Origin of the sequence: Streptomyces sp. NPDC001744, from assembly GCF_042892575.1 — a bacterium.
Classification (GTDB): Bacteria; Actinomycetota; Actinomycetes; order Streptomycetales; family Streptomycetaceae; genus Streptomyces.
This window is the reverse complement of record NZ_JBIAUG010000012.1, coordinates 122,523-143,643: the sequence shown is the minus strand read 5'-3', so window position 1 is coordinate 143,643 and position 21,121 is coordinate 122,523. Positions and strand designations below refer to the sequence as shown.

16 protein-coding genes and 1 pseudogene are annotated in these 21,121 nt (G+C 71.7%); 13 read left to right on the top strand and 4 right to left on the bottom strand.

All coding sequences use genetic code 11. The features are described 5' to 3' along the window. Nucleotides 1-24 precede the first annotated feature (24 nt). From ACFYZY_RS16715 to ACFYZY_RS16705, 3 genes are all read left to right on the top strand, one after another. On the top strand, nucleotides 25-909 hold the full coding sequence (locus ACFYZY_RS16715) for a GNAT family N-acetyltransferase (protein ID WP_388694276.1): 885 nt from the start codon (nucleotides 25-27) through the stop codon (nucleotides 907-909). A gap of 246 nt (nucleotides 910-1,155) precedes the next feature. Then, complete coding sequence (locus tag ACFYZY_RS16710) at nucleotides 1,156-2,925, top strand: IucA/IucC family protein (protein ID WP_388694273.1); 1,770 nt, start codon at nucleotides 1,156-1,158, stop codon at nucleotides 2,923-2,925. A gap of 37 nt (nucleotides 2,926-2,962) precedes the next feature. Continuing rightward, nucleotides 2,963-4,960: an ATP-dependent DNA helicase gene (locus ACFYZY_RS16705; RefSeq protein WP_388694270.1), complete on the top strand. Its 1,998-nt coding sequence runs from the start codon at nucleotides 2,963-2,965 to the stop codon at nucleotides 4,958-4,960. 91 nt (nucleotides 4,961-5,051) lie between these two features. Here ACFYZY_RS16705 and lexA read toward each other — a convergent pair whose 3' ends face one another. Beyond that, nucleotides 5,052-5,840 (bottom strand): transcriptional repressor LexA, encoded by a 789-nt coding sequence (gene lexA / locus ACFYZY_RS16700; protein ID WP_388694267.1) that lies wholly within the window; start codon nucleotides 5,838-5,840, stop codon nucleotides 5,052-5,054. A gap of 436 nt (nucleotides 5,841-6,276) precedes the next feature. On the opposite strand from lexA, the gene nrdR reads away from it, so the two are divergent. Beyond that, on the top strand, nucleotides 6,277-6,786 hold the full coding sequence (gene nrdR / locus ACFYZY_RS16695) for a transcriptional regulator NrdR (protein ID WP_388694265.1): 510 nt from the start codon (nucleotides 6,277-6,279) through the stop codon (nucleotides 6,784-6,786). A gap of 177 nt (nucleotides 6,787-6,963) precedes the next feature. Beyond that, a complete protein-coding gene (locus ACFYZY_RS16690; RefSeq protein ID WP_388694264.1) occupies nucleotides 6,964-9,861 on the top strand; it encodes a vitamin B12-dependent ribonucleotide reductase in 2,898 nt (965 codons plus the stop codon). A 117-nt stretch (nucleotides 9,862-9,978) separates the two neighbouring features. Here the strand turns inward: ACFYZY_RS16690 and ACFYZY_RS16685 are convergent, their stop codons facing one another. Further along, nucleotides 9,979-10,509, bottom strand: a complete 531-nt coding sequence (locus tag ACFYZY_RS16685; RefSeq protein WP_388694262.1) for a TerD family protein — start codon at nucleotides 10,507-10,509, stop codon at nucleotides 9,979-9,981. Nucleotides 10,510-10,746: 237 nt separating this feature from the next. On the opposite strand from ACFYZY_RS16685, the pseudogene ACFYZY_RS16680 reads away from it, so the two are divergent. Both ACFYZY_RS16680 and ACFYZY_RS16675 read left to right on the top strand, forming a co-directional pair. Further along, nucleotides 10,747-10,914 (top strand): annotated as a pseudogene (locus ACFYZY_RS16680) (arylamine N-acetyltransferase); the annotation flags it as partial. A 114-nt stretch (nucleotides 10,915-11,028) separates the two neighbouring features. Continuing rightward, nucleotides 11,029-11,634, top strand: a complete 606-nt coding sequence (locus ACFYZY_RS16675) for a YdbC family protein (protein WP_388694261.1) — start codon at nucleotides 11,029-11,031, stop codon at nucleotides 11,632-11,634. 7 nt (nucleotides 11,635-11,641) lie between these two features. Here the strand turns inward: ACFYZY_RS16675 and ACFYZY_RS16670 are convergent, their stop codons facing one another. After that, nucleotides 11,642-12,271: a TetR/AcrR family transcriptional regulator gene (locus tag ACFYZY_RS16670; protein WP_388694259.1), complete on the bottom strand. Its 630-nt coding sequence runs from the start codon at nucleotides 12,269-12,271 to the stop codon at nucleotides 11,642-11,644. Between the two features lie 278 nt (nucleotides 12,272-12,549). Between ACFYZY_RS16670 and ACFYZY_RS16665 the strand changes: the two genes are divergently transcribed. The 4 genes from ACFYZY_RS16665 (at nucleotide 12,550) to ACFYZY_RS16650 (ending at nucleotide 15,760) form a co-directional block, all read left to right on the top strand. Further along, complete coding sequence (locus ACFYZY_RS16665) at nucleotides 12,550-13,209, top strand: histidine phosphatase family protein (protein ID WP_388694256.1); 660 nt, start codon at nucleotides 12,550-12,552, stop codon at nucleotides 13,207-13,209. Between the two features lie 12 nt (nucleotides 13,210-13,221). Continuing rightward, complete coding sequence (locus ACFYZY_RS16660; RefSeq protein WP_388694254.1) at nucleotides 13,222-14,130, top strand: ADP-ribosylglycohydrolase family protein; 909 nt, start codon at nucleotides 13,222-13,224, stop codon at nucleotides 14,128-14,130. Nucleotides 14,131-14,320: 190 nt separating this feature from the next. After that, nucleotides 14,321-15,025 (top strand): ribonuclease HII, encoded by a 705-nt coding sequence (locus tag ACFYZY_RS16655; RefSeq protein ID WP_388694251.1) that lies wholly within the window; start codon nucleotides 14,321-14,323, stop codon nucleotides 15,023-15,025. 105 nt (nucleotides 15,026-15,130) lie between these two features. Beyond that, the gene (locus ACFYZY_RS16650; RefSeq protein ID WP_388694249.1) at nucleotides 15,131-15,760 is read left to right on the top strand and encodes a hypothetical protein; all 630 of its coding nucleotides are present in this window, start codon (nucleotides 15,131-15,133) and stop codon (nucleotides 15,758-15,760) included. Between the two features lie 60 nt (nucleotides 15,761-15,820). Here ACFYZY_RS16650 and ACFYZY_RS16645 read toward each other — a convergent pair whose 3' ends face one another. Beyond that, nucleotides 15,821-16,450, bottom strand: coding sequence for a hypothetical protein (locus ACFYZY_RS16645; protein ID WP_388694247.1), 630 nt, complete (start codon nucleotides 16,448-16,450; stop codon nucleotides 15,821-15,823). Between the two features lie 401 nt (nucleotides 16,451-16,851). Here ACFYZY_RS16645 and ACFYZY_RS16640 point away from each other — a divergent pair, with 401 nt between their 5' ends. Both ACFYZY_RS16640 and ACFYZY_RS16635 read left to right on the top strand, forming a co-directional pair. Further along, nucleotides 16,852-19,011, top strand: coding sequence for a RecQ family ATP-dependent DNA helicase (locus ACFYZY_RS16640; protein ID WP_388694245.1), 2,160 nt, complete (start codon nucleotides 16,852-16,854; stop codon nucleotides 19,009-19,011). Nucleotides 19,012-19,276: 265 nt separating this feature from the next. Further along, nucleotides 19,277-20,794, top strand: a complete 1,518-nt coding sequence (locus ACFYZY_RS16635) for a DUF4192 family protein (RefSeq protein ID WP_388694242.1) — start codon at nucleotides 19,277-19,279, stop codon at nucleotides 20,792-20,794. The last annotated feature ends 327 nt before the right edge of the window (nucleotides 20,795-21,121 follow it).

The following is a 21,121-nucleotide window of genomic DNA, read 5'->3' as shown; positions in this document are numbered from 1 at the left end:
TCCCGTCGAGAGGAGAGCGACAGCGTGTCACCCATCCGCCCCCCGGCCGATCCGTCCGGGAACGACACCCCCGCCCCGGGAGCCGAAGGCGTCGTCGCCCTCCTCACCGGGAGAGCCCCGGTCCCGGCCCGCGCCATCCCTCCGGGCACCGCCTTCCCCGGTGGCCTCCCGCCGCACCACGGCCCCGCTCCCACCGGCCGGCCCGCCACCGATCACCCCACCCCCGGACTCCGCGCCACAGGTCTCCGTGCCCCAGACCTTTCCGCAGGTCTCTTCGGAGACCGCTCCCTGGACAGTGCCCTTCCGGGAGACGCCTTCCCGGGCGGGCTCCTCGACGGCGACCTGCTCGATGCCGTGGCTACCTGGAGCCCCGTCGCCACCCCGGCCGGTTCCTTCAGGCTCGTCCCCGTCCGGCTCGAACGGGACCTGCCACTCCTCACGGCCTGGATGAACGACCCCGTCGTCTCCGCCTTCTGGGAGCTGGCCGGGCCCCCGGCCACGACCGCCGAGCACCTGCGTGCCCAACTGGAGGGCGACGGCCGGAGCGTCCCCTGCCTCGGCGTGCTCGACGCGACGCCCATGAGCTACTTCGAGATCTACCGCGCAGACCTCGACCCGCTCGCCCGGCACTATCCGTCGCGTCCCCACGACACGGGTATCCACCTGCTGATCGGAGGCGTCACGGACCGGGGCCGAGGCATCGGCACCACACTCCTGCGCGCCGTCGCCGACCTGGTCCTCGACCACCGTCCCCACTGCACCCGCGTCATCGCCGAACCCGACATCCGCAACACCCCTTCCGTCTCGGCCTTCCTGGGCGCCGGCTTCCGCTACGCGACGGAAGTCGACCTTCCCGGCAAACGAGCGGCGCTCATGATCCGCGACCGCGCCCTGCGCCACGTCCTGTGACCACCCCTCCGTCCCGCGTACACCGCTGACCCACAGCGGCTTCCACTCCGAGGAGTCCCCGTGTCGACGTCCCCTGCACCTCACGACTCCGCACCACCCGCCCCTCCCGCGAGGACTTCCGAGAGCATCCCGGTCCAGCCCTCCGGAGGGACACCCCCCGCACCCACCCGGACCTCCACCTCCGTTCCGCCTTCCGTTTCCGTCCCGGCCCCCGCGCCCGATCCGCTCGCACCGGCCGATCCGTCCGTGCCCTCCGCTCTGTTCGCACCTCCCGAGCTGAATGCCGCCGCCTGGAACCGGGCGTCCTCCCGCCTCCTCGCCAAGGCGCTCGCCGAGTTCGCGTACGAGGAGATCCTCGAACCCGTCCCCGTCGAAGACGGCACCCCCGACCGGTACGGCCTGCGCCTCGACGACGGCACCGCCCTCACCTTCCGGGCCCTCCGCGGCGCCTACGGCGGCTGGCGCGTCGAGGCCGACTCGATCACCCACGAGGGCCGGCCGCTGACCGACCCGTTCGACTTCCTGGTCCGTGCCCGCGGTCTCCTCCGGCTCGACGGCGCCACCCTCGGCCACCTCATCCGTGAACTCTCCGCCACCCTCGCCGCCGACACCCGCCTCGACCACACGGCCCTCACCGCGGGCCGACTGGCCGACCTCTCCTACGCGGAACTCGAAGGCCACCAGACCGGTCACCCCTGGCTCGTCCTCAACAAGGGACGGGTCGGCTTCTCCGCCACCGACGCCGCCCGCTGGGCGCCCGAGGCACGCCGCCCCGTCCGGCTGCCGTGGATCGCCGTCAGCAACCGCCTCGCCACCTACCGGGGCGTCCCCGGCCTCGAAAGCCCCGGACGCCTCTACGCCCGCGAGTTCGACCCCGAGGTCCACACGGCCTTCCGTGCCGCCCTCACCGCGCGCGGTCACGAGGCCGACGACTACCTCCTGCTGCCCGTCCACCCCTGGCAGTGGGACGAGATCCTGCTCCCGCTCTACGCGCCGGCCGTCGCCGCCGGAACCATAGTCCCGCTCACCACCGACGGCGACCTCCGCCTGCCGCAGCAGTCCGTCCGCACGTTCCTCAACACCGACCGTCCGGACCGACACACCGTCAAGCTCCCGCTGTCGGTGCTGAACACCCTCGTCTGGCGCGGACTGCCGACCGAACGCACCCTCGCCGCCCCGGCCGTGACCGCCTGGGTCCACGGTCTGCGCGACGCCGACCCGTTCCTGCGGGACGAGTGCCGCGTGGTCCTCCTCGGCGAGGTCGCCTCCGTCACCGTCGAGCACCCCCTGTACGACCGGCTGCCCGAAGTCCCGTACCAGTACAAGGAACTGCTCGGCGCCATCTGGCGCGAACCCCTGAAGCTCCCCCCGGGCGAGCGCGCCCGCACCCTCGCCTCCCTCCTCCACACGGACCCGGACGGCCGGGCGTTCGTCGCCGAACTGGTCGAACGCTCCGGGCTCGCCCCCGTCGTCTGGCTCCGGCACCTCTTCACCGCTCTGCTCCCCCCTCTGCTGCACTTCCTCTACCGGTACGGCACGGTCTTCTCCCCCCACGGGGAGAACGCCATCGTCGTGTACGACGACGAGGACGTCCCCGTTCGTCTGGCGATCAAGGACTTCGTCGACGATGTGAACATCAGTGCCCAGCCGCTTCCCGAACACGCCACCCTCCCGGATGACGTCCGCGCCGTCCTGTTGACCGAAGAGCCCGGTTTCCTGATCCAGTTCATCCATTCGGGGCTCTTCGTGGGCGTCTTCCGCTATCTGGCACCACTCTGTGAAGACCAACTGGGAGTGTCCGAGCGGGACTTCTGGGACCTTGTCCGCGCCGAGATCCTGCGCCACCAGGCGCGTTTCCCCGAGCTGAAGGAGCGGTTCGAACTCTTCGACCTCCTCACCCCCCGCATCGAGCGGCTCTGCCTCAACCGCAACCGTCTGCATCTGGACGGTTACCGCGACAGGCCGAGGCGTCCCCACGCCGCCGTCCACGGGACGGTTCCCAATCCGCTCGCGTGACCGGGCTGTCGGTGCCGCCCCGTAGGGTGGGAGGGCTATGACGAAGCCATCCCTCCCCGACCTCCTCCATGCCGCCGTCTCCGCCGTCGGCGGCACGGAGCGGCCCGGCCAGGTCGCCATGGCCGAGGCCGTGGCCGAGGCCATCGACGACAACTCCCACCTCCTCGTCCAGGCCGGCACCGGCACCGGCAAGTCGCTCGGCTACCTCGTGCCGGCACTGGCCCAGGGGGAGCGGGTGGTGGTGGCCACGGCCACCCTGGCGCTGCAGCGCCAGCTCGTCGAGCGCGACCTTCCCCGGACGGTCGACGCACTGCATCCGCAGCTGCGCAGGCGCCCGCAGTTCGCCATGCTCAAGGGCCGGTCGAACTACCTCTGTCTGCACCGGCTCCACGAAGGGGTGCCGCAGGACGAGGAGGAGGGTCTCTTCAACCCCTTCGAGGCGGCCGCGCCCACCAGCAAGCTGGGACAGGACCTGCTGCGTCTGCGGGACTGGTCGGACGAGACGGAGACCGGTGACCGGGACGACCTGACGCCGGGGGTCTCCGACCGGGCCTGGTCCCAGGTCTCTGTTTCCTCCCGGGAGTGCCTCGGCGCGAGCAAGTGCGCGTACGGGGCGGAGTGCTTCGCCGAGGCGGCCCGGGAACGCGCCAAGCTCGCGGACGTCGTCGTCACCAACCATGCCCTGCTCGCCATCGACGCCATCGAGGGCGCTCCCGTGCTGCCGCAGCACGAGGTGCTGATCGTCGACGAGGCCCACGAGCTGGTCTCCCGTGTGACCGGCGTCGCCACCGGGGAGCTCACCCCCGGCCAGGTCAATCGTGCGGTGCGGCGGGCCGCGAAGCTCGTGGACGAGAAGATCGCCGACCAGCTCCAGACCGCCGCCGAGGGTTTCGAACGCGTCATGGAGCTGGCCCTGCCGGGGCGCCTGGAGAAGATCCCGGACGACCTCGCGTACGCCCTGATGGCGCTGCGCGACGCGGCCCGCGCCGTGATCACGGCCCTGGGTTCGACCCGTGACCGGGCCGTGCAGGACGAGGACGCCGTGCGCAAGCAGGCCATGGCCTCCGTGGAGACCGTCCACGGCGTCGCGGAGCGGATCACCCAGGCGTCCGAGTACGACGTCGTCTGGTACGAGCGCCACGAACCCCGGGGCGGGGCCGCCCCCCGGTACAGCGGCGCCTCGCTGCGGGTCGCGCCGCTCACGGTCTCCGGCCTGCTCCGGGAAAAGCTGTTCGCGGAGCGGTCCGTGGTGCTCGCGTCGGCCACGCTCAAGCTGGGCGGCGACTTCAACGGCGTCGGCGCCTCGCTCGGTCTGGCTCCCGAGGGCGTCACGGGCGACGACCTGCCCGTCTGGAAGGGCATCGACGTCGGCTCGCCGTTCGACTATCCGAAGCAGGGCATCCTGTACGTCGCCAAGCACCTCTCCCGCCCCGCGCGCGACGGGGAGCGGGGTGACATGCTCGACGAGCTCACCGAACTGATCCAGGCGGCCGGCGGCCGGACCCTGGGTCTCTTCTCCTCCATGCGTGCGGCGCAGCAGGCGGCGGAGGAGCTGCGGACCCGCATCCCGGAGTTGCCGATCCTGCTCCAGGGCGAGGACACCCTGGGCGAGTTGATCAAGAACTTCGCCGCCGACCCGAAGACCTGTCTCTTCGGCACGCTCTCGCTCTGGCAGGGCGTGGACGTCCCGGGCCCCAGCTGCCAGCTGGTCGTCATGGACAAGATCCCGTTCCCGCGTCCGGACGATCCGCTGACGAGCGCCCGGCAGAAGGCGGTCGAGGAGGCGGGCGGCAACGGCTTCATGGCGGTGGCGGCGACCCACGCGGCCCTGCTGATGGCTCAGGGCGCGGGCCGCCTCGTGCGGGCCACCGGCGACCGGGGCGTCGTGGCGGTCCTCGACCCCCGCCTGGCCACGGCCCGGTACGGCAGCTACCTCAAGGCGTCACTGCCCGACTTCTGGTACACCACGGACCGCAACCAGGTGCGGAAGTCACTGGCTGCCATCGACGCCGCCTCGAAGGCGGCGGAGGCCTGAGGATCGACCCCCGGCTCCGCTTTCCGGACAGAGCGGGGCCCCGGAACCGGCGCGGCGGGTTCCGGGGCCCGGTCGGAACCGGAGGGACGGGTCACACCCGCCGCAGCACCGCCACGACCTTGCCGAGGATGGTGGCCTCATCGCCGGGGATGGGCTGGTAGGCCGCGTTGTGCGGAAGCAGCCAGACATGACCGTCCTCGCGCTTGAAGCGCTTGACCGTGGCCTCGCCGTCCAGCATCGCGGCGACGATGTCACCGTTCTCCGCGACGGGCTGGCGGCGGACGGTGACCCAGTCGCCGTCACAGATGGCGGCCTCGATCATCGAGTCGCCGACGACCTTCAGGACGAACAGTTCGCCGTCGCCGACCAGCTGCCGGGGGAGGGGGAAGACGTCCTCGACGGACTCCTCGGCCAGGATCGGACCGCCGGCGGCGATCCGGCCGACCAGCGGGACGTACGAGGCGGCGGGCTTGCCGGTGGTGTCCGTGGGCTGGGTGCTCGGCTGGTCGGAACCGCGCACCTCGTACGCCCGGGGGCGGTGCGGATCGCGGCGGAGGAAGCCCTTGCGTTCGAGAGCCATGAGCTGGTGGGCCACCGAGGAAGTGCTGGAGAGGCCCACCGCCTGCCCGATCTCACGCATCGACGGTGGGTAGCCACGTCGCTGGACCGAGTCGCGGATGACTTCGATGACCCTGCGCTGTCGGTCGGTGAGTCCCGAGCTGTCGGCCCGGATGCCAGGAGGTCGTCCGGGAAGGGCGCGGGCGGGACGCCCGGCCTCCTCACCGTTCATGTTCGCGTCACTCATGGCGTGCACCGCCTCGAGTCGGCCCTGGGAGCGGTCCTGGGCGGTGATGGTGGCACTGTCTGCGGTGGTGGTCACGTCGGCCCCTCTCGAATGGTCTCCCTGGCTGGCACAACGGTAGTAGCTTTCGAAAGGTTGCGCCAAACACACGTTCGAGTGAAAATTCGCAGATTGCCCTACGCCTGTACGAAGAGAGGTGTATGCGCAGGGCCGCTTCGTAACCCCGGCCGGGCGTTCCGGTAGCCTTCGCCGCTGGGTCGCGATCACCCGGCGGACCCCCCTCTGCGCCACACCCGCCGAAGCGGGGTCCGGGAACGGGCATGCCGCGACACGCGGAAGGGCTGGAAGTCCGCCCAACCCAAGATCTAGTGGTTGGATGTCACCGGCCACCCAGGGGTAGTGGTCCCCGGTCTGCCGGGGGTGCCCGTATCGCCTATGCTGGTGGTCGCTTCGCGGAGCCCCCACGGGCAGCGTGAGGTCCGTCAGTCGTGCCGCGAGGGAGGCTCTGGAACCAATGCACTGCCCCTTCTGCAGGCACCCCGACAGCCGTGTCGTCGACAGCCGAACCACCGACGACGGGACGTCGATCCGGCGCCGTCGCCAGTGCCCCGAGTGCTCCCGTCGTTTCACGACGGTGGAGACGTGCTCGCTCATGGTGGTGAAGCGTTCCGGCGTCACCGAGCCCTTCAGTCGCACCAAGGTCATCTCCGGAGTGCGCAAGGCGTGTCAGGGGCGGCCGGTCACCGAGGACGCCCTCGCCAAGCTCGGCCAGCGCGTCGAAGAGGCGGTGCGCGCCACCGGCAGCGCCGAGCTGACCACTCACGACGTGGGGCTGGCCATTCTCGGCCCCCTGCGGGAACTCGACCTCGTCGCGTACCTGCGCTTCGCGTCCGTGTACAAGGCGTTCGACAGCCTCGAGGACTTCGAGGCCGCCATCGCGGAACTCCGCGTGCGGCCTTCCGCCGAGGATTCCGGAACCGGCGCGACCCCAGGGGTCCCCGTTCCGGCCACCGCCGCCGACTGACCGGCGGTCCGGGCCGGCGACGGCCCGGGCGACCCGGCCGCCGTCGTGCGGCCCGGCAGACGTGCCCCGAGGTCCCTGAGGGTCCTCGTGGCAGCAGTACAGAACGACGTACCAGAAGACGGTGCCCTGGGACTATCTGGGCGCCAAAGTGTGTTTTGCCCGTATATGGGAGGCGGCATGACAGAGACGGCGAGCGGCCCGGCACGTGGTTCCCGAACCAAGGGAGCCAAGTCGGCGAGCAAGGGTCTGCGCATCGAGCGCATCCACACCACCCCCGGCGTGCATCCGTACGACGAGGTGACGTGGGAGCACCGGGACGTCGTCATGACCAACTGGCGCGACGGCTCGATCAACTTCGAGCAGCGTGGCGTCGAGTTCCCCGACTTCTGGTCGGTGAACGCGGTCAACATCGTCACCAGCAAGTACTTCCGCGGTGCGGTCGGCACCCCGCAGCGCGAGACCGGTCTCAAGCAGCTCATCGACCGGATCGTGAAGACCTACACGAAGGCCGGCGAGGAGCACGGCTACTTCGCCTCCCCCGCCGACGCCGAGATCTTCGAGCACGAGCTGGCCTACGCCCTCCTGCACCAGATCTTCAGCTTCAACTCGCCGGTCTGGTTCAACGTCGGCACCCCGCAGCCCCAGCAGGTCTCCGCCTGCTTCATCCTGTCCGTCGACGACTCCATGGAGTCCATCCTCGACTGGTACAAGGAAGAGGGCATGATCTTCAAGGGCGGCTCCGGCGCCGGCCTGAACCTCTCCCGCATCCGCTCCTCCAAGGAGCTGCTCTCCTCCGGCGGCAACGCCTCCGGCCCGGTCTCCTTCATGCGCGGCGCCGACGCCTCCGCGGGAACGATCAAGTCGGGCGGTGCCACCCGCCGCGCGGCCAAGATGGTCATCCTCGACGTCGACCACCCCGACATCGAGGACTTCATCCAGACCAAGGTCAAGGAGGAGGAGAAGATCCGCGCGCTGCGCGACGCGGGCTTCGACATGGACCTGGGCGGCGACGACATCACGTCCGTCCAGTACCAGAACGCCAACAACTCCGTCCGCGTGAACGACACGTTCATGAAGGCCGTCGAGTCCGGCGGCACGTTCGGCCTCACGTCCCGCATGACCGGCGAGGTCATCGAAGAGGTCGACGCCAAGTCGCTCTTCCGCAAGATGGCCGAGGCCGCGTGGGCCTGTGCCGACCCGGGAATCCAGTACGACGACACGATCAACCGCTGGCACACCTGCCCCGAGTCCGGCCGGATCAACGGCTCGAACCCCTGCAGCGAGTACATGCACCTGGACAACACGTCCTGCAACCTCGCCTCGCTGAACCTGATGAAGTTCCTCAAGGACGACGGCAAGGGCAACCAGTCCTTCGAGGTCGAGCGCTTCGCCAAGGTCGTCGAACTCGTCATCACCGCGATGGACATCTCCATCTGCTTCGCCGACTTCCCCACCCAGAAGATCGGCGAGAACACCCGCGCCTTCCGCCAGCTCGGCATCGGCTACGCCAACCTCGGCGCCCTCCTGATGGCGACGGGTCATGCGTACGACTCCGACGGCGGCCGCGCCCTCGCCGGTGCCATCACCTCCCTGATGACCGGCACCTCGTACAGGCGTTCCGCCGAACTCGCCGCGGTCGTCGGCGCGTACGACGGTTACGCCCGCAACGCCGAGCCGCACCAGCGCGTCATGAAGCAGCACGCCGACGCCAACGCCAAGGCCGTTCGCATGGACGACCTGGACTCGCCGATCTGGGCCGCCGCCACGGAGGCATGGCAGGACGTGATCCACCTCGGCGCCAAGAACGGTTTCCGCAACGCGCAGGCGTCGGTCATCGCCCCCACCGGCACCATCGGCCTCGCGATGTCCTGCGACACCACCGGCCTCGAGCCCGACCTCGCCCTGGTCAAGTTCAAGAAGCTCGTCGGCGGCGGTTCGATGCAGATCGTCAATGGCACCGTTCCGCAGGCCCTGCGCCGCCTGGGTTACCAGGAGGAGCAGATCGAGGCGATCGTCGCCCACATCGCCGAGCACGGCAATGTGATCGACGCTCCCGGACTCAAGACCGAGCACTACGAGGTCTTCGACTGCGCCATGGGTGAGCGTTCCATCTCCGCGATGGGCCACGTCCGCATGATGGCCGCCATCCAGCCGTGGATCTCCGGGGCCCTCTCCAAGACCGTGAACCTGCCGGAGACGGCCACGGTCGAGGACGTCGAGGAGGTCTACTTCGAGGCGTGGAAGATGGGCGTCAAGGCGCTCGCGATCTACCGCGACAACTGCAAGGTCGGCCAGCCGCTCTCCGCCAAGAAGAAGGAGAAGGAGAAGGCCGAGGTCACCGCGAAGTCCGAGGCGACGATCCGCGAAGCCGTCGAGAAGGTCGTCGAGTACCGCCCGGTCCGCAAGCGCCTGCCCAAGGGCCGCCCGGGAATCACCACTTCCTTCACCGTCGGTGGTGCCGAGGGGTACATGACGGCCAACTCCTACCCGGACGACGGTCTCGGCGAGGTCTTCCTGAAGATGTCCAAGCAGGGTTCCACCCTCGCCGGGATGATGGACGCCTTCTCCATCGCCGTCTCCGTCGGTCTGCAGTACGGCGTCCCGCTCGAAACCTACGTGTCGAAGTTCACCAACATGCGCTTCGAGCCGGCCGGTATGACGGACGACCCGGACGTGCGGATGGCGCAGTCGATCGTCGACTACATCTTCCGCCGCCTGGCGCTCGACTTCCTGCCCTTCGAGACCCGGTCCGCCCTCGGTATCCACTCGGCCGAGGAGCGCCAGCGTCACCTGGACACCGGCTCGTACGAACAGCCCGAGGACGAGGACGTCGATGTCGAGGGCCTGGCCCAGTCGGCCCCCCGCACCCCGGAACTGAAGGCCGTCGCCACCGCTCCGGTCCCGAAGGCCGAGGTTCCGGCCCCCAAGCAGGTCCACACCTCGGCGGAACTGGTCGAGATGCAGCTCGGCATCAGCGCAGACGCCCCGCTCTGTTTCTCCTGCGGCACGAAGATGCAGCGGGCCGGCTCCTGCTACATCTGCGAGGGCTGCGGCTCCACCAGCGGTTGCAGCTGACACCGGCCCACGGCGGACCGGTGCGCTCGTGAACGGCGGGAGCCGCTGAGCGCGCCGGACCGCCCGGGAGGGGCGTCGATCCACAGGGTCGGCGCCCCTCGTCCGTATCGGGACCGTTCAGGAGGCCACGGAACCCAGGAGTTCGCCGAAGGTCTGCGGGTCGGCGTCGAAGCCCCGGGTGACCGGACGGTACGTCCAGCCGTCCGTCCCGTCGCGGACGAACTCCACGACCGTCGCCGCCAGGGCGTCCGGTACGTCGGTGAAGTCGTGGGCCAGGAGGTCGGTGTAGCCCTCGCGGACCCGTATGCCGACGCCCGTCACGTCACCGAAGGCCAGCCGCCCGCCGTTCTGTTGTAGGGCCACGCCCACCACCACGCGTGCGTACCGCGGTGCCAGGCGGTCCAGCTCCAGGGTCATGGCCTCGTCGTAGCCGAAGCCCTGGCCCGTACGGCTGTCGCGGTGGAGCGTGATCGTGCCGTCGGGGGAACGGCTGCCGAAGTGCACCAGGTACACCGGTGCTCCGTGAGGTTCGTCGGTGGTGAACACACCGGCGACGAGGTCCAGGTCGTGGGCCGGAGCGCCCGCCGGCGCCGGGTCCCATTTGAGCGTCACCTCGACCCGTCCCACCCCTTTGTTGAGTCCGCTCATGGTGCTTCCCCTCTCCGCGCGCTCCCCGCGCACGCCTCGTCCCGTACCGCCGTACCGCTCGAAAGCCCTTGGTCGTGGGCCGGTTGTTCATGGTGTCACGTGCCTACGACAGGGGACCCGGCGCTTGAGGGGGAGAGTGGTGCGCGGAGTGATGACGAGCCGGATCTCGACGTTTGCCTGGCTCGAATCGGATACGGCAGCGGATGGAGCGGGGAACCCGCCGCGGATTCATGAGCCCTGACGGGGTTTCACCGGACGCAGGTCCGGACCGTTCCGTTCGAGAACCTCGACATGCCGTCCGGAAGAGCGATCCCGCCGGACCTGAGGGGGCTTCAGGAGAAGCTCGTCGAACGGTGCCGGGGCGGTTCCTGCCGCGAGCGGAACTTCCTGGTCGCGGCGGTCGTCGGACGGATCGGGACCGGACGGGGCGACGAGGAGCGCACGGGGCCGGAGCGAATGCGCCCGCCGGGAGGCCGCCGAAGTCTGCCGGGGTCCTCCCGTGCCCCGTACGATGGCGCGGTGCTGGTCAAGTGGATTCGCTGCACCGTGGTGGACCGTCGAGGGTTCGAGCGGGGGCAGCGGAAATGGGCGGGGCTGCTCGGCGAGCCCGGGTTCCGGGGGCAGGGCGGCGGTTGGAGCCGGGGCCGGCCGGACGTCGCCCATGTCTTCGCCTTCTGGGAGAGCCGGGCCTTCTACGACTCGTTCATGGCGCGGTCGCACGATCGGCTGGCTTCCTCGCAGGCGGGCACGTTCAAGGACGCCCAGGTCAAGCTGTTCGACCACCGCTTCGACGTGAAGACGGGGTTCGAGCCGCGGTTCTCCGACGCCGACGTGGCGAGGGTGGCGCACTGCCGTGTCCACGAGGAGCGTGCCGAGCACTTCGCGCTCATGCAGGAAAAGGTGTGGAACCCGGCGATGGCCGGTTCCCCCGGCATGCTGCGGGGCATGTTCGGCGAGGCGCCCGGCAGCGAGTTCCTGGTGCTTTCGATGTGGCAGTCCGCCGCCGAGCACGGCAAGTACCGGGAGGAGCGGGTGGAGCGGCTCGGGCTGCGGGCCCGGACCGCGGCCGATGTGGCGGCGCTGAGCGGGGACGTGGTGCGGCTCGAGCCGGCCTGGACGGTCTGAGGAACGCTCAACCCGCCACGAACGCGCCCGCCGCGACCCCCGCCAGCACCGCGCGGGCGGCCTGGTCCGCGAGCGCGCCGTCGATCGGCTCACGGGTGACGAAGAGCCGGAGCAGCAGGGGCGCGAGGGCCGCCCGGACGACGGCGGCGGCGTCGGTGCCGTCCGGGGCCTCGCCGCGGGCGGTGGCACGGGTGACGACGGCCTCGCAGCGGCGGAAGCGTTCGGAGGAGAACGCGTGCAGGGCGTCGGCGGCCCGGGAGGACTGGAAGGCGGCGCCGACGAAGGCGGTCGGGACGGCCGCCTCGCCGGGGTCGCCGAAGGCGTCGACGACTTCGTGCGCGAGCGCGCGCAGGTCTCCCGCGAGGCTGCCGGTGTCCGGAGGCGTCCAGGCCCTCTCGCCCGCCAGGCCGAGCACGTCGGCGAGGAGCCCTTCGACGCTGCCCCAGCGCCGGTAGAGGGTCGCCCTGTGGACCCCCGAGTGCTCCGCCACGTATTCCATCGTGAGGGCCGGATAGCCGTGCTCGGAGAGGCCGGTCAGGACGGCGTCGCGGACGACGGCCCGGGTGCGGGCGGTACGCCCACCGGGGCGTCTGCTGCCCGGTGCGGGAGCCGGCGGCTCCACGATCGGGTCATTCATGTGCCCCTCCTGTTGCCTCGGGGATGCCGACCGTGCCACGCTCATTCTAACGCGATGGATGTCGCATTTATGTCCGCTCTCGGAGGTGACCTTGTCCAGCCCTTTCCCGTCGTGCGAGGCCGCCGTGCCCCGTGGCGAACCCCGCTTCCGCCCGCGTTCCGTTCTCCGTGTGCTCCGGGGAGCGGATCGGGGCAGAGGGGGAGAACGGCGCGGACGAGCCGACCCCCGCCGCGCCCCTCGGTCGAGCCCGTCGAAGACCGGCGATCTAGGGTCGGGGTATGGCACGACCGCGGCGCATCGTTCTCGTACGGCACGGAGAGTCCGAGGGCAATGCCGATGACACGGTGTACGAACGGGAGCCCGACCATGCCCTGCGGCTCACGGAGACCGGCCGGCGGCAGGCGGAGGCGACGGGGGAGCGACTGAGGAAGCTCTTCGGAGAGGAGACGGTCAGCGTCTACGTCTCGCCGTACCGGCGCACCCACGAAACCCTCCACGCCTTCCGGCTCCCTCCGGAACAGGTCCGGGTGCGCGAGGAACCGCGGCTGCGGGAGCAGGACTGGGGCAACTGGCAGGACAGGGGGGACGTGCGCCTCCAGAAGGCGTACCGTGACGCGTACGGGCACTTCTTCTACCGCTTCGCCCAGGGAGAGTCCGGAGCGGACGTCTACGACCGGGTCGGGGCGTTCCTGGAGAGCCTGTACCGCAGCTTCGAGGCGCCCGATCACCCGCCCAACGTCCTGCTGGTCACCCACGGACTGACCATGCGGCTGTTCTGCATGCGCTGGTTCCACTGGACGGTCGCGGAGTTCGAGTCCCTGTCGAACCCCGGCAACGCCGAGACGCGCGTCCTTCTGCTCGGCGACGACGGGAGGTACCGCCTGGACAGGCCCTTCGAACGCTGGCGTACCCCTGAGCCGTACGGCCCCACCGGATAGAGTGGCAGACCGATGACCGCTGACTCCTCACCCGACCGGCGCTTCGAGCGCGCCCTGGCCAGTCTGCGAGGGCTGTCCGTGGGAGACGCCCTCGGCTCCCAGTTCTTCGTACCCGCCCACTACCCCCTGCTGAAGCGGCGCGAACTGCCGCCCGGCCCCTGGCAGTGGACCGACGACACCGAGATGGCCTGCTCCGTCCTGGCCGTCCTCGTGCGGCACGGCCGGATCGACCAGGACGACCTGGCCACGTCGTTCGCACAGCACCACGACTTCGACCGGGGCTACGGCCCGGCGGTCAACAGGATGCTCGGGCTCATCCGGGAGGGCGGCGACTGGCGGGAGCTGGCCGCCGCGCTCTTCAAGGGACAGGGCTCCTGGGGCAACGGTGCCGCGATGCGGATCGCCCCGCTCGGGGCCTGGTACGCGGGTGACCCGGAACAGGCGACCCACCAGGCGGAGATCTCCGCCTACACGACGCACCAGCATCGCGAGGCCGTCGTGGGGACGATGGCCGTCGCCGCCGCGGCCGCCATCGCGGCCGACCCCGCCGGACCGCCCACGCCCGAAGCGCTGCTCGACGGGGTCATCGCCCTGGTGCCGCGCAGCGCGGTCGGAGCGGGGCTGCGCAGGGCCCGCGACATGCTCGACTACGGCGACGCCGGCACGGTCGCCGCCGTGCTCGGCAGCGGCCGGCGGACGAGCGCGCACGACACGGTTCCCTTCGCCCTCTGGTCGGCGGCCCGCGGGCTCGGCGACTTCGAGAGGGCGTTCTGGACGACCGCGCAGGTCGGTGGCGACGTCGACACGACCTGTGCCATCGCCGGGGGCGTGGTGGCGGCCACGGCGAACGGCGCGCCGCCGGCGGACTGGCTGCACCGGACCGAGGGACTCCCGGCCTGGGTCCCGACCGCGGCGGTCTGACACCGCACCGCTTCCCCCGGGTGCCGATGTACCCGGCTCCCGGTGGCCGTCGGCCTTCCCGGCCACCGGGACCGGCGGTGCCGGGCCGGGCGTGGCGACGGCTCCCGGAGGCGCGGCAGGGATTTCCCCGGCGTCCGGAGGGGAGCCGGGTATCGCGCGCGGCGCCGAGCGGCGTAACCTGTCTGGCGCCATGCCGTACGAACCCCCCACCCACACCGTCGAGCGATCGCTCCGCGCCACCACCGGCGCCAGGATCGTCGCCGGAATCGACGAAGTCGGGCGCGGGGCGTGGGCCGGGCCCGTCACGGTGTGCGCGGCCGTCACCGGCCTGCGCCGACCCCCCGCCGGGCTCACCGACTCCAAGCTGATCACCCCCAAACGCCGTACCGCGCTGGCGGCGGAACTCGAACGGTGGGTCACGGCGTACGCGCTCGGTGACGCCTCCCCGCAGGAGATCGACGACCTCGGGATGACCGCGGCACTGCGCCTCGCGGCCGTCCGGGCCCTCGAAGCTCTCCCCGTGCGGCCCGGCGCGGTGATCCTCGACGGCAAGCACGACTACCTCGGCAGCCCTTGGCAGGTCCGTACGGTGATCAAGGGCGACCAGTCCTGCGTCTCCGTGGCCGCCGCCTCCGTCCTCGCGAAGGTCCGCCGGGACGACCTCATGGCAGGGCTGGAGGCCGGGGAGTACGCGCCGTACGCCTTCGGGGCCAACGCGGGCTACCCGTCGCCGGTCCACAGGGCCGCCCTCGAAGAGCTGGGGCCCACCCCGTACCACCGGCTCTCCTGGTCCTACCTGGACGCGCTGCCCCGGTGGCGCCACCTCAAGAAGGTCCGTCTCCCCGCCGGGACGGCCGCACTGGAAAGCGGGGGCCAACTCGGCTTCGACTTCTGAACTTCCGGACGCGAGCCCTGCCGAAGGGCCGTGCACGCGCCCGGAGCGCACCTGTGTGCCCACCCGCCGATGTCCCACGCACCGGCGTTTGATAGACAACCACCCATGCCTCTCATCCCCGAGGAGCCTCAGATTCACGAGAGCGCCCAGGGTCCCCGCGCCACCACGGCCGCCGGCCGCCCCGCGTCGACCCCCCGTCCCGTACCCGGCCCGCGCTCCGCGGCCACCCCGCGTCCCGGACGCCCCGTTCCCGGCCCCGCCAGGCCCGTACCGCCGCCGCGCCCCGGCGCCGGGAAGGCTCCGGCCGACGGCCCGGAGAATCGTTCCGGTCAGCGGCCCTCCCCGCAGCTCCAGCTGATCCCGGCCCCGGTCGACGGCGCCCTCGACGCCGCCGAGGAGGCTCTGGACCTCCTGCTGGAGAACGGCCGGGCCCCCGGCGACGTCCTGTTGCTCACCACCGGCGCACAGCACCCCTGGACGGCACACGAGCTGTCCTTCGGCGAGGCCGCCTACTGGGCGCAGCAGGACACCGGCGACGACGTGTTCTTCGCCGATGCCTCCGCGGTGGAGCGGACCGCCCCCCGCCCCGTGGTGATCGTCGCCGTCAACGGCGGGGACGACGAGACGGCGGCCCGTGCCCTTCCGGCGGCGCTGGCTCGTGCGGGCGCGCTGCTCGTCGTCTGCGGCGACCCGCAGCGCATCACGGCCCTCCTCGGAGCGGGCGCCGGCGTCTGACCGGTCCTCTGCCCGCCGAACCGGTACGGACCGGCGGGCAGAGGGAAGCCGCCCGTCCGTTCAGCGCGCGGCGGCCCGGCGCAACGGTTCGCTCGCGCCGCTCGCGGTCCTCGGCACGAGCCGGCCCAGCTCGGCCGGCCCCTCGCCGATCGGCAGGGGGAGCGAGTCGGAGTTCGGGCGGCGGCCCCCACGGCCCTCCCCGAGCACCTGCCAACCCGCCCGGGTCAGCGTGATGTACGCGCCGCAGCGGAGCCCGTGCAGGGTGCAGGCGTCACGGAGCCCCCACATCCAGGCTCCGTCCTCCTCCGTCCATCGCTCGTCCCCCTCGCGGCAGTACAGCAGTACCGCGGTCCGTACGGGTGAGCGTCTCCTGAGGTCGTGGGGGATGACGCGCCGCAGGTGGGCCAGGAGCGCGTTGCGGAAATCCCACCCGTCCGCCGGGGCGGGACGGTGGACGAACGAGGCGCTGGCGGCGAGCCGCTCCTCGTGGTCCAGGACCGCGAGGACCGCTGTCGAGGGCGTGGGGGCGTGACGCGAGTGGAGACCGCTGACGACCTCGCGCGGATTGCGCAGCAGAGGAATCCCCGCCGCGGTCCACTCGGCCGGTTCGAGCATCCGGGCGAGGCGGCTGGCGGACCCGGACGATGATCTGAACGAGGTGGCTGTGGGCGGAGCGAATCCGAGGGTCACGGTCCTCCCTTCGGATACGCGCCCGCTGGGCGGGCAAGGTCGGGTGAGGGCGCACCACGGCACAGTCCTTCCGGACCGCTGACGGGCCGTGCGGGGCGGTGCCCCAATTCTTGCTGGCCCGTGCGTGAGCGGCAATGAGCAATTGAGGCCGCTGACGGGAATGGGTTGGTATGCCACTCATATCCCTGCCCAGTTGCCCATTGTTCACTCCCCGTTCCCTTGTCGGTTTCCTCGCGGGCGGGGAGAGCGCCGACGCGAGCCTCCCGCCGTCGCGCTCGGGCGCGCTGCGCGGCCGACGGGCCCGTGGCGCCGGGAGGCGTGTGGGCCGGGGACCGTCCGTGAGAGACGCGTCACTCCGGGTGAACTGGTCGATTGTCGGTGCCATCGGGTTGCATGGAGGCATGACCAACCTGGAACTCCGCGCCGAAGCCGATGCCGTCCTCGCCGAACTGGTCGGCGACCCCGGGGGCTCGGCACGGCTGCGGGAGGACCAGTGGCAGGCGGTGGCGGCTCTCGTGGAGGAACGCCGACGGGCGCTGGTGGTGCAGCGCACGGGATGGGGCAAGTCGGCGGTGTACTTCGTCGCCACCGCGCTGCTGCGTCGGCGCGGCTCGGGACCGACGGTGATCGTTTCGCCGCTGCTGGCGCTGATGCGCAACCAGGTCGAGGCGGCGGAGCGGGCCGGTATCCGGGCGCGCACGATCAACTCGGCCAACCCGGAGGAGTGGGACACGATCTACGGGGAGATCGAGAGCGGGGCGACCGATGTGCTCCTCGTGAGTCCGGAGCGACTCAATTCCGTGGACTTCCGGGAGCAGGTGCTGCCCAGGCTCGCGGCCACGACGGGCCTGCTGGTGGTCGACGAGGCGCACTGCATCTCCGACTGGGGCCACGACTTCCGCCCCGACTACCGCCGGCTGAGGGCCATGCTCGGCGAGCTGGCCCCCGGTGTGCCGGTGCTCGCCACCACGGCGACGGCGAACGCACGGGTGACGGCGGACGTGGCCGACCAGTTGGGCACCGGCGCGAGTGAGGCCCTGGTGCTGCGCGGTTCGCTGGAGCGGGACAGCCTCCGGCTCGGCGTGGTGCGGCTGCCGGACGCGGCGCACCGGCTGGCGTGGCTGGCCGAGCACCTGGACGAGCTGCCGGGCTCGGGGATCATCTACACGCTGACGGTGGCCGCGGCCGAGGAAGCCACGGCTTTCCTCCGGCAGCGGGGTTTCGCGGTGGACTCCTACACCGGGCGGACGGAGAACGCCGACCGCCTCCAGGCCGAGACCGACCTCCAGCAGAACAAGGTCAAGGCGCTCGTGGCGACGTCGGCGCTGGGCATGGGCTTCGACAAGCCGGATCTCGGCTTCGTGATCCACCTCGGTTCGCCGTCCTCGCCGATCGCGTACTACCAGCAGGTGGGCCGTGCCGGCCGCGGAGTGGAGCACGCGGAGGTGCTCCTGTTGCCGGGGCAGGAGGACGAGGCGATCTGGCGCTACTTCGCCGACACCGCCTTCCCGCCCGAGGCCCAGGTCCGGCAGACCCTGGCGGCCCTCGCCGACGCGGGGCGCCCGCTGTCCGTGCCGAGCCTGGAGGCGGCGGTGGACCTGCGGCGCACCCGTCTGGAGACGATGCTCAAGGTTCTCGACGTGGACGGAGCGGTCAAGCGGGTGAAGGGCGGCTGGGAGAGCACCGGACGGCCCTGGACGTACGACACCGAGCGGTACGCGTGGGTGGCGCGCCAGAGGGCGGCGGAGCAGCAGGCCATGCGCGACTACGTCGGCACCTCCCGGTGCCGCATGGAGTTCCTGCGGCGACAGCTCGACGACGAGGGCGCGGTCCCGTGCGGCCGGTGCGACAACTGCGCGGGCCCGTGGATCGACTCCTCGGTCTCGGCCGACGCGCTGACGGGGGCGACGAAGGAACTGGACCGCCCCGGTGTGGAGGTCGAGCCCCGCCGTATGTGGCCGACCGGCATGCCCGCACTGGGCATCGACCTCAAGGGACGCATCCCCGCCGGTGAACAGTGTTCCACCGGCCGTGCCCTGGGCCGGCTCTCGGACATCGGCTGGGGCAACCGGCTGCGCCCCCTCCTGGCCGACAACGCCCCCGACGCCCCCGTTCCCGACGATGTCCTGAAGGCCGCGGTGGCCGTCCTCGCCGACTGGGCGCGCTCTCCGGGCGGCTGGGCACCGAACGTCCCGGACGCCGCCGCGCGCCCCGTGGGGGTCGTGGCCGTACCGTCCCTCTCCCGCCCGCAGTTGGTCGGTTCCCTCGCCCGGGGGATCGCGGCCGTCGGCCATCTTCCCTACCTCGGCGCCTTGGCGTACGCCGGGCCGGACGGCGCGCGCTCGGCGAGCCGCAGCAACTCCGCCCAGCGCCTCCGGGCCCTCTCCGGGGCCTTCACCGTCCCCGAGGACCTGGCCGCGGCCCTGGCGGGCTCCCCGGGACCCGTCCTGCTCGTGGACGACCGCACCGATTCCGGCTGGACCCTCGCCGTCGCCGCCCGTCTGCTCCGCCGGGCAGGCAGCGGGCCGGTGCTCCCGCTGGTTCTCGCCGCGGCGGGCTGAGCGGTTCTTCCACGACCGCGCAGCCGGGTCCCGTCCTGCCCGCCGGGCCCGGAACGGGCCGGACGGATGCGGCACCGACGGCCGCACGGCACACGAGCCCGTCTTCCGGAAGCCGCACGAGTCGTCTCCATGAAACCCGACGGCGCGGCCCCCACGCGGATGAGCCGCCGAACCTGTGGACAACCGGGCGAACCGACGGATGCCGCGTTCCGGGAGTTATCCACAGGGGTTTCGGATTTCGGGAGATCGCGAGACCGTCCTGACCATGAACGCGAATCACCACGAAACCAGCGGACCCACCCGTACCCAGCGGATCACCCTGCGAGGCCCGGCCGAACTGGCCGACGCCCTCCCGTTCATGCTGGGCTTTCACCCCACGGACTCCGTCGTCATGGTCGCTCTCCACGGCGAACACGGCCGTTTCGGCGGCCGGATCAGGCTCGGGATCCCGAACTCGCCCCGCGAATGGGCCTCCACCGCCGACCACCTCGCCGAGTGCCTCGTCGAAGGGGGGGCCCGAACCGGTGCCCGGCCCGACGGCATCGTCGTCTTCCTCTGTCAGGACCCGGAACCCGGTGAGACGGGCCGGAGGGTCATGGAGCGGCTGCGCCCCTTCGCCCAACGACTGCGCACCGCCTGCGGAGCCCTCGACATTCCCGTCTACGAAGCCCTCTGCATCTCCGACGGCCTCTACTTCTCCTACTGCTGCCCCGACGCACGCTGCTGCCCACCCGACGGCACTCCGCTCGCGCTGAGCGGCACGACGGTGATGGCGGCGACCGCCGCGTACGCCGGAATCCAGGTGCGGGGTTCCCTGAGGGACATGGAGGCCCGGCTGAAGCCGGCCGACGGAACCGGAGCGGAGGAGCAGCGGGCCGCGCTCGACGCCGCCGCCGCCTCGATCGTCCCCCGCATCGTCGAGGGTTCCGAGGAGCGGGGGAGGGAGGAGGTGCGCGAGGGGACACTGCGTCTCGCTCGCGAGATCCTCCGTCGATTCGCCGGCCCGGAGGCCCCGAAAGTTCCGGACGGTCCACGGGAACCGAAAACCCCGGAAATCCCGAAGGCCTCGGACGGCCCAAGGGATCCGGAGGCCCCGAAGGCGCCGGGAGGGCCGAGGAGTTCGACGAACCGGAGGAGCCCGGGGAGCACGGTGAAACCGGGGAGGTGCGCCGCCGGCGCTGCGGCGGGTGACGCCGCCGACGACGCCCTGGTCACGGCCGACGAGGCCGCCGCACTGATCCTGGGCCTCCAGGACCGCGTCACCCGGGACCGCGCCGCCGAATGGATGGAAGGCTGGGAGGGGGCCGCCGCCCTGCGGCTCTGGCGCGTACTGGCCCGGCGTTGCGTCACCCCCTACCAGGAGCATGCCGCCGCGCCCCTCACCCTCGTGGGCTGGACGGCGTGGTCCACCGGTGACGAGCCGACGGCCCGGGTCGCTCTCGGACTCGCGCTCGACGCGGACCCCGAGTACGTCTTCGCCCGGTTGCTGCACCAGGCGTGCAACGAAGGTCTCGATCCCGAGTCGCTGCGTTCCTGCCTGAGGAGCGAGCGGGACGCCCGGACCGTCCCGGAACGGGCCGCGCCGGCGTCCTCCCGGCGGGTCAGGGTGCGTGCCACCCGTCGGCGGACCACCCGCCAGGGCCTGGTCGGGGCGGGACGGCAGACCGGGACGGGGGACCGGAGGGCCGCGGCCGGGGTCCGACCCGCTGGGCCCGCCACCAGCAGGCCCGGGAGCGGGGTTCCCCGGCCCGGCGGACATCGTGGGACCAGGAGCGGCCGATGACGACCGTGATCGGGTCGGTCGCAAGCGCGTTCCCCTCCCCGGCGCGGATGCGCGGACCGTGCCATCGGTGCTCCTCCGGCCTCCTGGTCCGCGCGGAGGGCGCTCCGTGTCCACCACGGCCCTCGGTCGCCCCGCCGGACAGCCGACCGGACACGTCCACGGCGTTCGTCTCGCATCCCCGCACGGCACGACGGACGCAACTCCCTCCGGCACACGGCATGTTCGATCACGTCCTCCCGCTCGTTCCCGACGTTCTGCGCACCTCCGAGGAGGCGGGCCCCGGGGTGCCACCCTCGGACGTGCGCGGGGCGGGGTCGGAAGGGAGCG

Bases quoted from the DNA above. Each gene is read 5' to 3' on its own strand.
- ACFYZY_RS16705 (WP_388694270.1), top strand. From the start codon at position 2,963: ATGACGAAGCCATCCCTCCCCGACCTCCTCCATGCCGCCGTCTCCGCC.
- nrdR (WP_388694265.1), top strand. From the start codon at position 6,277: ATGCACTGCCCCTTCTGCAGGCACCCCGACAGCCGTGTCGTCGACAGC.
- ACFYZY_RS16690 (WP_388694264.1), top strand. From the start codon at position 6,964: ATGACAGAGACGGCGAGCGGCCCGGCACGTGGTTCCCGAACCAAGGGA.
- ACFYZY_RS16685 (WP_388694262.1), bottom strand. From the start codon at position 10,509: ATGAGCGGACTCAACAAAGGGGTGGGACGGGTCGAGGTGACGCTCAAA.
- ACFYZY_RS16670 (WP_388694259.1), bottom strand. From the start codon at position 12,271: ATGAATGACCCGATCGTGGAGCCGCCGGCTCCCGCACCGGGCAGCAGA.
- ACFYZY_RS16665 (WP_388694256.1), top strand. From the start codon at position 12,550: ATGGCACGACCGCGGCGCATCGTTCTCGTACGGCACGGAGAGTCCGAG.
- ACFYZY_RS16660 (WP_388694254.1), top strand. From the start codon at position 13,222: ATGACCGCTGACTCCTCACCCGACCGGCGCTTCGAGCGCGCCCTGGCC.
- ACFYZY_RS16655 (WP_388694251.1), top strand. From the start codon at position 14,321: ATGCCGTACGAACCCCCCACCCACACCGTCGAGCGATCGCTCCGCGCC.
- ACFYZY_RS16650 (WP_388694249.1), top strand. From the start codon at position 15,131: ATGCCTCTCATCCCCGAGGAGCCTCAGATTCACGAGAGCGCCCAGGGT.
- ACFYZY_RS16640 (WP_388694245.1), top strand. From the start codon at position 16,852: ATGACCAACCTGGAACTCCGCGCCGAAGCCGATGCCGTCCTCGCCGAA.
- ACFYZY_RS16635 (WP_388694242.1), top strand. From the start codon at position 19,277: ATGAACGCGAATCACCACGAAACCAGCGGACCCACCCGTACCCAGCGG.